The organism is Microbispora bryophytorum, from assembly GCF_043197435.1.
Taxonomy (GTDB): domain Bacteria; phylum Actinomycetota; class Actinomycetes; order Streptosporangiales; family Streptosporangiaceae; genus Microbispora; species Microbispora bryophytorum.
On sequence record NZ_JBICTF010000005.1, the window covers coordinates 543,842 to 556,942 of the forward strand.

Sequence of the window (13,101 nt, forward strand, 5' to 3'; positions counted from 1 at the left end):
CCGCGGCGTACGGTCGACTGTGTGACCGGAATCGTCATCTCGGTCACGGCGGCGGCGAAGGGGGCGCGATGACGGACCTCGACTCCGGACCGGCGGGCCCGGCCTCCGCCCCGCGGGAGCGCGAGCGGCGGGCCGAGCGCATTCTGGACGCCGCGGGCGAGCTCCTGGTGGCCTGGGGATACCCGCGCATCACGGTCGAGGACGTGGCCCGGCGGGCCGGCGTCGGCAAGGGCACCGTCTACCTGCACTTCAGCACGAAGGAGCTGCTCTTCCTCGCGGTGTTGATACGGGCCGAGGCCCGCATCATCGAGCGCTTCGCCGCCGGCATGCGCGCCGACCCCTCCGCGGTCCTGCTCAGCAGCGTGGCCAGGTCGACGTACCTGTGGATGCACGAGGAGCCGATCTTCCGGGCGACGCTCCTCGGCGACGGCGACACCCTCGGCACGCTGAGCAGGAGCACCGCCGAGAACCTGCCCGACCTGCTCGACGCGCGCGATCGCGCGCTCCTGGCGCACGTCGAGGTGCTGCGCGAGCACGGCCTGGTCGGCACCGCGCAGTCCTCGGCCCTCCAGGTCCACGCGTACGAGTCGATCCTGACCGGCTTCGTCACGATCGAGCCTCTGTCGCCGTCCACCGTGCCCGCCCTGGAGGACAACGCCGACATGATCGCGCACGTCGTCCGCGCGGCCTTCGAGCTCCCGGGGCCGCCGGAGAGCGTCCGGGCGGCGGCGCCGCGAGTGAACGCGATCTACCAGTGCCTGCTGGAGCGGCTGAACTCCGCCGTACCGACCGCACGGGAGATCCACCGGCACGAACGCACCTGACACGTGGAGGTAGGCATGAGCACTTCCAGCACGGCAGGACCCGTCAACCTGTTCGACGCGGACCTGGTGCGCGACCCGTTCGGGGGCTACTCGCGTCTGCGGGAGCAGGCCCCGATGGTGCGCGGCTCCTTCCCCGGCCTGGACTCCCCGGTCTGGCTCGTCACGCACTACGACGACGTCAAGACCGTGCTGAGCGACCGCCGGTTCGTCAACAACCCGGCCAACGTGCCGGGAGCGGACGTGCACAACATCCGCGAGCAGCTCATCGAGGCCCGCGGGATCCCCCGCGAATACGCCGCGTACATCCTGGACAGCGTTCTCGACGCCGACGGCGACGACCACCTCCGGCTGCGCCGGCTGGTCTCGCGCGCCTTCACCGCCCGCCGCGTGGCGGAGCTGCGCCCCCGCGTCGAGGAGATCGCCGAGGAGCTCCTCGACCGGCTGCCCGGCCACACCGAGGACGGCGCCGCCGACCTGATCGAGCACTTCGCCTACCCGCTGCCGATCACCGTCATCTGCGAGCTGGTCGGCATCCCCGAGGAGGACCGCCCGCTGTGGCGGGAGTGGGGCAGGAGCCTGGTCTCACTCCAACCGGGAGCGGTGGCCGAGCCGCTGCGGCACATGGTGACCTACATCCGGGAACTCATCGCCCGCCGCCGGGCCGAGCCGGCCGGCGACCTGCTGACCGGTCTGATCCGCGCCCACGACGAGGACGGCGACCGGCTGACCGACACCGAGATGGTCACCATGGTCCTCACGCTCGTCCTCGCCGGGCACGAGACCACCGCCCACCTCATCGGCAACGGCACCGCCGCCCTGCTGACCCACCCGGACCAGCTCGCCGCGCTGCGGGCCGACCCGGGACTGCTGCCGCGCGCCGTCCACGAGCTGATGCGCTGGTGCGGGCCCGTCCAGGGCACCCGGATCCGGTACGCGGCCGAGGACGTCGACTTCGGCGGCATGACCGTGCGCCGGGGCGAGCCCGTGATGGCGGTGCTGGTCTCCGCCAACTACGACCCCCGGCGCTTCGACGATCCCGACCGGCTCGACGTCACCCGTGAGCCCGACGGCCACAAGGAGGTCCACGTCGGCTTCGGCCATGGCCTGCACTACTGCCTGGGCGCGGCGCTGGCCCGCCAGGAGGGCGAGGTGGCCTTCGGCGCGCTGCTGCGCCGCCACCCCCGGCTCGAACTCGCCGTCGCGCCGGAGGATCTCGACCGGCAGTTCCTCCCGCTCTCCTGGCGCCTCACCCGCCTTCCCGTACGCCTGGGGACGTGAAGGGCGCCCGTGTGATGCGGGTCCGGCGCGTGCGGCCGCAACGCGCGCGGCCGCCGCTCAGCCGGTCGCGCCGGGGATGCCCCGGCCGGCGATCAGCGGTTCCAGGGTCAGGCCCTCGTGCTCGCGCTGGATGGAGCGCATGCGCCACTGGTCGGTGAACACGGCGAGCAGGGCCTGGTCGCGGCTGCGGGAGAGCACCTCCGCGCCGCGCTGGCGCCGCAGCACCTCCGCGGACTCGGCGTCGGTGCGGAGGGCGAGGGTGTACTCCAGCCGGTCGAGGATGATCTCCGCGCCGAATTCGGTGGCCAGGCGGTGCTGCACGACCTCGAACTGCATGGGCCCGACCGCGGCGAGCACGGGGGCCTGGTCGCCGCGCAGGTCGGAGCGGAGCACCTGGATCACGCCCTCGCCGTCGAGCTGGTCGATGCCCCGGCGGAACTGCTTGGACTTGGCGGTGCTCCGGGACCGGGCCACGGCGAAGTGCTCGGGGGCGAAGCTGGGGATGGGCGGGAACTCCACCGGCTTCCCCTCGTAGAGGGTGTCCCCGGGCCGCAGCGCGGTGGCGTTCACCAGCCCGACCACGTCTCCCGGGTACGCCTCGTCGATGGTGGCGCGCTCCTGGCCGAACACCGACTGGGCGTACTTGGTGGCGAAGGGGCGGCCGGTGGCGGCGTGGGTGAGCACCATGCCGCGCTCGAACCGGCCGGAGCAGACCCGGACGAACGCGATGCGGTCGCGATGGGCGGGGTCCATGTTGGCCTGCACCTTGAAGACCAGGCCGGAGAACGGCGCGTCCAGCGGCCGGACGGTTCCCTCTACGTCCGGCCGGGGCGCCGGGGCCGGGGCGAGGTCGACGAGCACGTCGAGCAGCCGGGCCACGCCGAAGTTGGACAGCGCCGCGCCGAACAGCACCGGCGTTGACTCGTGCGCCTCGAACGCCTTCTGGTCGTGCTCGGCGCCGATCGCGGCGAGCAGATCGGTCTCCTCCCACGCGCGGGTCCAGTCGGCCCCGAGCTCGGCGGCGCCCTGCTCGGGGGTCAGCTCGGTCTCCAGCGCCTTCGTGGCGCCGCCGGGGGTGCGGGTGTAGCGAACCGCGCGGCCCTCCATCCGGTCGACCACGCCGTGGAAGTTTCCCGCGACGCCGATCGGCCAGGTGACCGGCGTGGGACGCAGGCCGGTGCGCTCCTCGATCTCGTCGAGCAGTTCCAGCGGCTCCTGGCCCGGCCGGTCCCACTTGTTGACGAACGTGATGACGGGGATGCGACGGTGACGGCAGACCTCGAACAGCTTCATGGTCTGCGGCTCCATGCCCTTGGCCGCGTCGAGCAGCATGACCGCGCAGTCGACCGCGGCCAGCACGCGGTAGGTGTCCTCGGAGAAGTCCGCGTGGCCGGGGGTGTCGACCAGGTTGAACATGTGGCCGCGGTAGTCGAAGCGCAGCGCGGCCGAGGTGATGGAGATGCCGCGGGCCCGCTCCATCTCCATCCAGTCGGACGTCACGCCCCGCCGGCCGGCCTTGCCGTGCACGGCTCCCGCCTGGGTGATCGCCGAGGCGTGCAGGGCGAGCGCCTCGGTCATCGTGGACTTTCCGGCGTCCGGGTGGCTGATCACCGCGAACGTGCGGCGGCGGGCCGCCTCACTTGTGGCGGTGCTCATCGCAGGATCCCCCTGTCGGCGCGGGCGCGGGTCGTCGTGGTGCGGTCGTGCGTGCAGGCCATCCGTGCTCCCAAACAGCGTTAGGACGGTTGAGGTTACCGCGCCGGGCGCCGCGCCCCGGAATCGGCGGCTCCCGGCGCGCGGCCCGACAGTCAGGAAACCGGCACTCGCGATGTCGCCATCGGGCCGATTCCGGCCCTGTCCACCGTGACCGGACCGGCTCCGCCCGGGACCTCCACCACGTCCAGGAGACGAAGCACGTCCTCTTCCCCAACGGAGCCGGCCGGAACCGCCGTGCCGGGACCGCTGTGCTTGGGGCGCTGCCGCTGGCTCGCCCTCCCAGTGATCCTCGTCGGTGCGTTCATAACGATCCTCGACGGGACGTGCGCTTTGCGGCGTTTTCTCCCGCGAAGCCGCTCGAATACACCTGCAACTCCAACTAATCCGTTCCGCCAGTTGCTTCCCACAAAGAGCGAGTGAAAGAATTAGCACAAGATTTCGAATTTACGGAGGAGGGCGAGATGGATCTGTTCAATCTGGATCCTGATCGCCCTCGTCGTACCAATAAGGCTGATGATGGCTGGTGGGATCGGCTCATCGCCGATTCGCCGCTGTGGTCGTCCAACAGTTCGCTCGCCCGCGACAAATACCCCTTTGGCCCCTTTCCGCTTGAACCCGAGACGCGCAATTTCGGGGGCCGGGGAAATAGTCCGCGTGATGGCGATACGACCAATGGTCAGAATGACGGAGCCACCGACGACTGTGCCGCGAATGCCCGGCCTGCGGGTGCCGGGCCTGGGGGTGCCGAGCGAGCTCGGTCGTCATGGGTGCTCGTTAGTTCGCTGCGTGAGTCGGCGCAGGCGTTGGCGCTGTCACCGTTGCCGGGCGATGCGGACATCTGCGTGGCCGAGGCCGAGGATTTGCTGTTCGCGCGGGATCGGATCACGTGCGCGTTGGCGGATCGGGTGGGGCAGGTGCATCGGGCGGGGCAGGCCAAACAGCATGGGCATGCCTCCACTCGTAGCTGGTTGCGCACCGCCGCCGGGATGAGCGTGGCCGGGGCGGGCCGTCTGCTGACCCTGGCGGTGGAGCTGGCCCGCCTACCCCAGGTGCGGGAGAAGTTCGCCGCCGGGCACCTGTCGGCGGGGGTGGTGGAGGCGATCTGCACGGCCACCGCGCGGTTGAGTGATGAGCACGCCGTCCTGGCCGAGCCGATCCTGCTGGAGCTGGCAGGCAAGGCCGGGCCGGCAGAGGTGGCCAAAGCCGGCCGATACCTGCGGGCGGTGCTCGACCCCGACGGCGAGGAGCGGGACGAGCAGGCCGACTACGGGCGGCGGTTTCTGCGGGTCCGCCCCAGTGCCGGTGGCGGCCTGGAGGGGGAGTTCTACCTGCCGCGTGAGGCGGCGGCCCGGCTGCGGGCGCTGCTGGATGCTTACGCCAAACCACGTGCGGAGGGCGATGACCGGCCGCTGCGGGTCCGCCAGGCGGATGCGTTCATCGCGCTCATGGAGCAGAAGATCGTCGCCGAGCTCCTGGTCCTGGTCAACGCCGAATCCCTCCCCACCGACCCCCAACCCGACCACCCTGAAGACCCTGCCCCCGGCCCCGACCACCTTGGAGACGCCCAGGGTGCCGAGGACGCTGAGGACGTCCAGGGTCCGGACAGAGCCGAGGACACCGAGGACGGCGAGAACGCCGAGGGTGGCGAGAACGCCGAAGAGGCCGAGGACGCTGACGCGCAGGGTGCTGAGGACACCGAGGACGGCCGGGACGCCCAGGGCGCGCACCGCGCCGAGGGCGGCCGGGACCGCGAGAACGACGAGAACGGCGAGGGCGTGCAGGGCGCCGGGGACGGCCGGGAAGCTCAGGATGCCGAGGGCGCGGCCAGAGCCGAAGACGGCTGGGACAGCGAGGACACCGGCGTCTCCGGCGGCACCGGAAGCGTTGGCGGGCCCTGCCCGGTGGAAGACAGCGACGTCGAAGACGCCATCCCCACCGACGCCGACCCCGGCAACCTCAGCGACGACGACCCCCGCGACGCGGACCCCAGCGATGTGGGCGACGCGGGCATGACCGGTGCTGCCACGCCTGCTCAGGGTGAGGGCCACTACCAGCCACGTGACCCCGATACCGCCGAGGCCGCAACAGCAGCCACCCCGGCAACCGATGCCGAGGCGGCAGCCGGTCCGGCAGCCGATGCCAATGCCGATGCCAATGCCGATGCAGCCGCGGACACCGCCGCCGGGAGCACCGACCTTGACCTTGCCGCCACCGCCCTGCGAAAAGGAGTCTCGCGACCCGAAGCCGACGAACAGGAGACCTGCGAGCACGAGGCCGACGAGCACCGAACCCGCGAGCACGGAGCCTGTGAGCGCGGGACTTGTGAGCACGAGGCCGGTGGGCGCGGGGTTCGTGAGCAGCGGGCCAGCGATAACGACACCGCGAACGCCGCCCCCCACGCAGCGCAATGGCCGGATCCTCCTCCCGAGGACGCCGCTGCGGATCACGCCCACGCTGGGCACCAGCCTGCGGGGAACTGCAGCCATGGGCAGGGCACGCCCGAAGGCCGTAACGACGTACACCATGAGCAGTCGGGAGCAGAGACCGCGCGAGGCACGGCGCCGGGCGCGTCGTGGCCGGAGCCGGGGACACCGCAGGGCGAGCCGGGGCCGGGGGCAGTTGGGACACCACTGGGTGCAGCACCGGGGACGCCGCCGGGTGCAGCGCCGGGGAGGCCGCCGGGGAGGCCAGCGGGAACAGCGTCAGGGACGCTGCCGGGAACAGCGCCGGGCAAGCCGGGGCTGGGGGCGGTGCCGGGAGCTCTGCTGGGGGCGGCGCCGGGGTTGTTGCTGGCGACCGGGCAGATGTTGCCGGTCTCCAGTGTGCATCGCCTGGCCCGCACCTCCGCGCTGGTGCGGTTGGTGATGGACGCCGAGGGGCAGGTGCTGGACATGGGCCGCAAGGTTCGCCTGGCCACGCCCGCCCAACGGCGGGCCGTCTACGCCCGCTACGCCACCTGCTGGATCGACGGCTGCCCCCTGCCCGCCACCATGTGCCAGATCGACCACGCCGACAACTGGAGCACCGGCGGCCTGACCAACCTGAAACTCCTCGGCCCCGCCTGCCAGTTCCACAACCGCGACCGCTACCAACACCCCGACCGCTACACCCGCCACAAGACCGGCACCGACCGCTGGACCTTCACTTACCACCCGGCCCGCATGAGGAGGCCGCGAGTTGACGGGCGGTGGCTGGGAGACGGTCAGGCGGCCGCTCGGTGAAGGCGGTGCAGGCTGGTCGCGGCAAGGCCCCGTACGCCCAGGACGGCCACGACGCAGGCCATCGAGATCGTGCGCGCCGAATACGACCCCGCCATCGGCGGCGTGGTCACCGCCACCCCGCGCGAGGAGGGCGGCCTGACCATCGCCGTCGAGCTGCCCTGTGTTGAACCCGTCTAGGAGGACGACCGAGCCGCGCCGGCCACGAAGGACTCCAACCGGTGCAGCAGGGCGGCTATCTCACCCTTGGGCAGACGGGTGGTGTCGGCGATCAACTCCACGCCGAGCGTGCCCTTCCAGCGCATCAAGGCCACACAGAAGTCGCAGCTGCGCTTGTCCGTGCTGGGGAGCCACTCCAGCTCGGACTCCCCGTCCTCGGGGCCGGCGCCGCCCGGATCCTCGCCAAGGCGCAGGTCGTTGAAACAGCACGACGGGAACATGGGGACGCCCCGGTCGGCGCTCATCCGGTCGATCATCGCCTTCAGAGCCAGCGAGTCGAAGCGGGCGCGACGATAGGAGGCGAGAACGGCCGGATAGGCGCTCACCAGGGTCTCGGAAAGGCTTCCGCTTGGGCCCAGGGTGAAAAGGCCCAGCTGGTTCAGGCTGGTGACCAGGTCCCGGGTCCGGTCGCTGAAGCGGTTGTGCACGATCGGGGTGATCGCGCACACCTCGTGCCCGGTCAGCTCCCGCAGCAGCATGGTGACCGCCACCAGCAGGACGGTGGCGGTGCTGACACCGGTACGGCCGGCGAGCACCTGGGCGGCGTGGTTGAGCCGGGGCGAGGACAGCACGGCCCGCGCGTACCTCGGCGTCGCGCCCGCCGCGACCGCTTTCGGGAACATGGCGGACGGCACGGTCCGGAGAAGCGTCTCCCACTGCGCGATCATCCGCTCGGAACGGGCCGACGCCGCCTCCTCATCCCGCACCAGGTCGAGCAGCTGCAGCGACGGCGGCCGGGGGATCGTCCCGCGGAGGAGCAGCATCCGCAGGTCGCGCACCACGACATCGGCCGCGCGCCAGTCCGCGACGACGTGGTTGAGCACGAGCGCCACGTGGGTGGCGGCGCCGTCGCAGACCACGAGACCGGCGCGCAGCGGCTGCTCGCCGTCGCCGAAGGATCGACCGGCCAGGCGGTCGACGAGGTCCGCCGCAGCGTCGTCCGCGTCGCCGCGCGCCGCCTCGACCAGCTCGATCGACACGGTCCCGGCCGCCGCCACCTCCTGGTACGGCCCGGCCGCGCCGATCCGTACCAGGGATCGCAGGGCGTCGTGGCGGCCCATCACCGCCGCCAGCGCGGCCCCCACGACCCGGGGAGGGCGCGGGCCGCCCGCACGCGGGACGGACAGGACCCGGGGCACGTTGAAATAGTGCGCGCTGTCCGGCCCCACACCGTCGATGGCCTCCCATATGTCCCGCTGCCCCCAGGCGAGCTCCGTTGTCCCGGAACGACCGGAGGCGAATTCCACAGAAAGCCGCATGACTCTCCTTCGCGGACCGTGTCGCGGGCGGGATGGGCGAACGCTTCCAAGAAGGCTAGGTTTCGCCTCCGGACGGGTCAAGATCCTCCCGCACCGGCGCGGCCTTGTCGATCGCGCCGGTGGCGTTGCGGCAGACGGGCGGGCCTACCCGCTCGGGGTGACGCGCGCGCTCATCCCGAGATCGGCCCGCCGAGCCGGAGGCGCTTGAACTGGGTCGCCTGGGCGGCGATCGCCTTCTCCGTGGGGAGGCGCTCCATCGACGAGGCCCCGAAGAAGCCCGCGATCCCGTTCGTGTGATCGAGCACGAACTGGGCGTCCTCCGGTTCGGCGATGGGACCGCCGTGGCACAGCACGATGACGTCGGGGTTCACCGCGACGGCGGCGTCGCGCATCTCCTGCACCGCGGCGGCCGCCTCTTCAAGGGTGAGGGCGGTCTCGGCGCCGATGCTGCCGCTCGTGGTCAGCCCGACGTGGGGCACGAGGACGTCGGCTCCGGCCTCGGCCATCGCCGCGGCCTGCTCGGCGTCGAAGACGTAGGGGGCGGTGAGCAGGTCACGCCGCCGCGCTTCCCTGATCATGTCCACCTCGAGCCCATACCCCATCCCCGTCTCCTCGAGGTTCTGCCGGAACTTGCCGTCGTACAGGCCCACGGTGGGGAAGTTCTGCACGCCGGCGAAGCCCATCGCCTTCAGCTGGTCGAGGAAAGGGCCCATGAGACGGAAGGGGTCCGTGCCGCAGACCCCGGCCAGCACGGGGGTGTCGCGCACGACCGGGAGGACCTCCCTGGCCATGTCGACGACGATCGCGTTGGCGTCGCCGTACGGGAGCAGCCCGGCGAGCGACCCCCGGCCGGCCATGCGGTAGCGGCCCGAGTTGTAGATGATGAGCAGGTCGACGCCGCCGGTCTCGGCGGCCTTGGCAGACAGGCCGGTGCCGGCGCCGGCTCCGATGATGGGCCGGCCGGCCTCGGCGGCGGCGCGCAGGCGTTCGAGAGCTGTCTCGCGGTTCATCTCATTCTCCAGTTCGGCGTGCGGGATCGGACGCACTGATGAGGCGGTGCAGGGCTTGCGCCGCGGTCCGGCCGAAGCCCGGATCGTTGATGGCGGCGTCTACGTCGTGGACGGGGACGCCGGTGTCCTTCAGTGCGTCCCGCAGCGCGGTGAAGCAGGCGGCGTCGGCGTCGGGGTCGCCGAAGGGCCCGCCTTCGACGTCGATCCCGGAGACGCCCTTCGCCGGCAGGTAGACCTCCACGGGCCCGGTGGCGCGGCTGAGCTTGTCGCCGATCCTGGCGCCCAGCGCCGCCATCTCGTCGCGGGTGGTCCGCATGAGGGTGACCGTGGGGTTGTGCACCAGGAACTTCCGGTCCGCGAACCTCTCCGGGACGGTGTCCCGGGGCCCGAAGTTGACCATGTCGAGCGCGCCGACGCTGACCACCTGCGGGATGCCGGCCCGCCCGGCCGCCTCCAGCCGGTCGGGGCCGGCGGTGAGCACCCCTCCGACGAGGTCGTCGGCCAGTTCGGTGGTGGTCAGGTCGAGGACGCCGTCGAGCATTCCGGAGGCGGCGAGGGCCTCCATCGCCCGCCCGCCGGATCCCGTGGCGTGGAAGACCAGCACTTCGTATCCGAGGCCGGTCAGTTCGTCGCGGGCCTCGTCGACGGCGGGCGTGGTGAGCCCGAACATCGTGGCGGCCACGAGCTTGCGCTCGTCGCCGATGTCGTCCCCGCTCTCGCCGCGGACCCGCGCGTACCGCTGGGCCATGCCGGCCACCGCGGCGGCGGCGTTGCCGAGGACCGCCCGCGAGAGCCGGTTGATGCCGGAGATGTCCACGACGGAGTACATGAGGGTGACGTCCACGTCTCCGACGTAGGGGCGGACGTCGCCCGAGGCCATGGTCGAGACCAGCAGCTTGGGCACTCCGACGGGCAGGGCCTGGAGCGCCCGGGCGGCGACCGACGAGCCGCCGGAGCCGCCGATCGCGAGCAGCCCGTCGAGACGCCCCTCGTCGAGCAGCCGCCGGACGATCACGGCGGCGCCGGTCGCCATCGCATCCATCGCGGCGCCGCGGTCGCCGGCGTCGCGGAGCCGGTCGAGCTCGGCGCCCGCCGCCCGCGCCACCTCGTCCGCACCGATGTCGGCGAGCTCCGCCCCGTGGGCGAAGGTGCCGACGTTGATCAAAAGCACGTCGCAGCCCGCGTCGCGCAGTTGATCGCGGACCCAGCGATACTCCTCGGTCTTGGTGTCCAGCGTTCCCAGCAGCACCACCGTCGCCACCGCGACCTCCCTGTCGTCGTCGACCTGCGCGTACGGTCGAGGATGTCCGCCCGTCGCGGCATCGGCCAGGCCAATCACGCAGAATTGGTCCATGGCACGTGCGGAACATGTCGACAGCGCCGCGTTGGCCCGTCTGATCGGCGGGTGGCGGACGGAGGACGTGCCACTGCCGCACGCGCTCGCCGGAGCGCTCGCCGAGCTGATCGCCGGAAACGTGCTGGTCGAGGGGGCCGCGCTGCCGCCGCAACGCGCGCTGGCCGCCGCGCTCGGGGTCTCCCGCGGGACCGTCGCCGAGGCGTACGCGGAGCTGGCCGCGCGGGGGCGGCTGACCTCCCGGCAGGGGTCCGGGTCGCGCGTGCGGCGCGGCCGCGGCGCGGGAGGGGATCACGTCGTCGAGGGACGGCTGGCGTCCTTCGGCCGCACCCGCCGCCCCGTCGAGCTGGACCTTTCCAGCGGCGCCCTGCCCGCCCTGTCGCTGGTGCGCGACGCCGTGTCGGCGGTCGACCTGCGCGAGCTCGACGTCTATCTCGCGGACGACGGCTACTACGCGGCGGGGCTGCCCCGTCTCCGCACGGTCGTGGCCGAGCAGTACACCGTGCAGGGGCTGCCCACCGCGCCCGACCAGATCCTCGTCACCTCCGGCTCCCAGCAGGCCGTCTGGTTGTGCGCGTCGTCCCTGGTCGCGCCGGGAGACGAGGTCCTGGTCGAGGAGCCGGGCTACCGGGGCGCGATCGAGGCGTTCCGTACGGCCGGGGCGCGGCTGACGGGGGTGCCCGTACGGCAGGACGGCCTCGATCTCGACCACCTCGAACGGGTCGCGCATCGGGCCGCCCTCCTCTACTGCCAGCCCGCGGCGCACAACCCCACCGGCGTCAGCTGGCCGGCGGCGGGCCGGGAGCGGCTCAGCGAGATCGTCGGCAGGCACGGCGTGCTGACGATCGAGGACCGATCCTGCGCCGACCTCGTCCTCGACGACCGCGGGGTGCGGCCCCCGCTGCCCGAGCCGGCGGATCCCGGCTCGGTGGTCCGCATCGGCACCGCGTCCAAACTGCTCTGGGGCGGGCTGCGGGTCGGGTGGATCCGCGCGGAGCGTCCGATGATCACGCGGTTGACGCAGGCCAAGGCGGCACTGGACCTGGCGGCTCCGGTGCTCGACCAGATGGTGACCGCCGAACTCCTGGCGCAGGCCGACCGGGCCCGGCGGGAGCGCACCCGGCGCCTGCGCGCCCATCTCGCCGAGGCGGCGGCGGTCCTGGCGGAACGACGCCCGGCGTGGCGGTGGACGCCGCCGCACGGCGGCACGGCGCTGTGGATCGACACCGGAACCGACGCCGTCGCCCTGGCCGGACGGGCACGCGAGAAGGGCGTGCTGGTCACCGCCGGTCCGGCCTTCTCCCCCTCGAACGCGCAGCGTTCCCGGCTGCGGCTGCCGTTCTGGAGGCCCGTGGAGCAGTTCGCGCACGCGGTCGAACTGCTCGAATGAGGAAGGGCCTGACCACCGGCTACGGCGATCAGGCCCTCGAACATCGGCCGTCAGTCGTCGGCCGTCACCTCACCGCCGGTCGCGGCCCTCGGCGGCGTGCAGGCGGCGCTGGTGGTCGGCGAACACCTCGTCGTTCGACGACACGGTGGCCCCGGGCACGGTCGGGGAGACGAACGTCGGCACCACGACGCCCCGGCCGGCGAGCACGGCGGCCGTCCGGGTGACGATCTCGTGGCTGACCACACTGGCCACCACCGTCGAGGCGCCCCCTGTCGGACGGTCCCAGCCGTCCACCTCGATGATGGCGTCCTGCACCGGCACGCCGGTGTCGATCGTGACGTCGCAGATCTCCGCGATCCGCCGGCCGCTGGAGTGCTCGGCCGGGCGTTCGAGGTTGGCCACCGAGGTGACCGCGACGGTGAACAGGCCGCGCTCGGCGGCGTACATGGCCGCCTCGACGGGCGCCGCGTTCCTGCCGCCGTGGCTGTAGACCACCATCACATCGCCGGAGGCGAGCGGCTCGTGGTCCAGGTACTGCTTGATGTACCCCTCGGTGCGCTCCAGCCAGAGCAGTTCGCGCACACCGCCCGGCCCCAGCACGTTGTGCCACATCAGGCGGGGATCGGTGAGCGGGTGGATGCCCGCGAAGCTGCCGTACCTGGGGAAGGCGTCCATGGTGGGGATCACCGAGTGGCCGCTGCCGAACAGGTGGATCAGGCCGCCGTTCTGGATGGCGTCCGCGCAGCGCTCGGCCACGGTCGCCAGGGCCTCCTCCTGCGTGGAGTCGAGCCGGTCAAGGATGGTCATCAGGGTTCGGGTGTAACTCACGGGAG

General features: G+C 72.3%; 9 protein-coding genes. 4 read left to right on the forward strand and 5 right to left on the reverse strand.

What is annotated here, in order from left to right; genetic code table 11:
• The first annotated feature begins 68 nt into the window (after positions 1-68).
• Both ACGFIB_RS19980 and ACGFIB_RS19985 read left to right on the forward strand, forming a co-directional pair.
• Positions 69-824, forward strand: a complete 756-nt coding sequence (locus tag ACGFIB_RS19980; protein WP_393373789.1) for a TetR/AcrR family transcriptional regulator — start codon at positions 69-71, stop codon at positions 822-824.
• A 15-nt stretch (positions 825-839) separates the two neighbouring features.
• Positions 840-2,102 (forward strand): cytochrome P450 family protein, encoded by a 1,263-nt coding sequence (locus ACGFIB_RS19985; protein ID WP_393373792.1) that lies wholly within the window; start codon positions 840-842, stop codon positions 2,100-2,102.
• Positions 2,103-2,159: 57 nt separating this feature from the next.
• Here ACGFIB_RS19985 and ACGFIB_RS19990 read toward each other — a convergent pair whose 3' ends face one another.
• Positions 2,160-3,758, reverse strand: coding sequence for a peptide chain release factor 3 (locus ACGFIB_RS19990; RefSeq protein ID WP_142570765.1), 1,599 nt, complete (start codon positions 3,756-3,758; stop codon positions 2,160-2,162).
• A 521-nt stretch (positions 3,759-4,279) separates the two neighbouring features.
• Here ACGFIB_RS19990 and ACGFIB_RS19995 point away from each other — a divergent pair.
• Positions 4,280-7,039 (forward strand): HNH endonuclease signature motif containing protein, encoded by a 2,760-nt coding sequence (locus tag ACGFIB_RS19995; protein WP_393373794.1) that lies wholly within the window; start codon positions 4,280-4,282, stop codon positions 7,037-7,039.
• A gap of 173 nt (positions 7,040-7,212) precedes the next feature.
• Here the strand turns inward: ACGFIB_RS19995 and ACGFIB_RS20000 are convergent, their stop codons facing one another.
• The 3 genes from ACGFIB_RS20000 to ACGFIB_RS20010 all read right to left on the reverse strand — a co-directional run bounded on the left by ACGFIB_RS20000 (position 7,213) and on the right by ACGFIB_RS20010 (position 10,785).
• Positions 7,213-8,514 carry a condensation domain-containing protein gene (locus ACGFIB_RS20000; RefSeq protein ID WP_393373797.1) on the reverse strand — a complete coding sequence of 434 codons (1,302 nt, stop codon included), beginning with the start codon at positions 8,512-8,514 and terminating at the stop codon, positions 7,213-7,215.
• A gap of 170 nt (positions 8,515-8,684) precedes the next feature.
• Positions 8,685-9,524: a phosphoenolpyruvate hydrolase family protein gene (locus tag ACGFIB_RS20005; RefSeq protein ID WP_393373800.1), complete on the reverse strand. Its 840-nt coding sequence runs from the start codon at positions 9,522-9,524 to the stop codon at positions 8,685-8,687.
• 1 nt (position 9,525) lies between these two features.
• Entirely contained in the window at positions 9,526-10,785 is a 1,260-nt protein-coding gene (locus tag ACGFIB_RS20010) for a Tm-1-like ATP-binding domain-containing protein (protein ID WP_393373803.1), read from the reverse strand.
• A gap of 91 nt (positions 10,786-10,876) precedes the next feature.
• On the opposite strand from ACGFIB_RS20010, the gene ACGFIB_RS20015 reads away from it, so the two are divergent.
• Positions 10,877-12,268 (forward strand): aminotransferase-like domain-containing protein, encoded by a 1,392-nt coding sequence (locus tag ACGFIB_RS20015; RefSeq protein ID WP_393373805.1) that lies wholly within the window; start codon positions 10,877-10,879, stop codon positions 12,266-12,268.
• Between the two features lie 69 nt (positions 12,269-12,337).
• Here ACGFIB_RS20015 and ACGFIB_RS20020 read toward each other — a convergent pair whose 3' ends face one another.
• The gene (locus tag ACGFIB_RS20020) at positions 12,338-13,096 is read right to left on the reverse strand and encodes an SIS domain-containing protein (protein ID WP_357019838.1); all 759 of its coding nucleotides are present in this window, start codon (positions 13,094-13,096) and stop codon (positions 12,338-12,340) included.
• Positions 13,097-13,101: the final 5 nt, after the last annotated feature.

Excerpts from the sequence above, each read along its gene's own strand:
- ACGFIB_RS19980 (WP_393373789.1), top strand. The coding sequence starts at position 69 with ATGACGGACCTCGACTCCGGACCGGCGGGCCCGGCCTCCGCCCCGCGG.
- ACGFIB_RS19985 (WP_393373792.1), top strand. The coding sequence starts at position 840 with ATGAGCACTTCCAGCACGGCAGGACCCGTCAACCTGTTCGACGCGGAC.
- ACGFIB_RS19990 (WP_142570765.1), bottom strand. The coding sequence starts at position 3,758 with ATGAGCACCGCCACAAGTGAGGCGGCCCGCCGCCGCACGTTCGCGGTG.
- ACGFIB_RS19995 (WP_393373794.1), top strand. The coding sequence starts at position 4,280 with ATGGATCTGTTCAATCTGGATCCTGATCGCCCTCGTCGTACCAATAAG.
- ACGFIB_RS20000 (WP_393373797.1), bottom strand. The coding sequence starts at position 8,514 with ATGCGGCTTTCTGTGGAATTCGCCTCCGGTCGTTCCGGGACAACGGAG.
- ACGFIB_RS20005 (WP_393373800.1), bottom strand. The coding sequence starts at position 9,524 with ATGAACCGCGAGACAGCTCTCGAACGCCTGCGCGCCGCCGCCGAGGCC.
- ACGFIB_RS20015 (WP_393373805.1), top strand. The coding sequence starts at position 10,877 with ATGGCACGTGCGGAACATGTCGACAGCGCCGCGTTGGCCCGTCTGATC.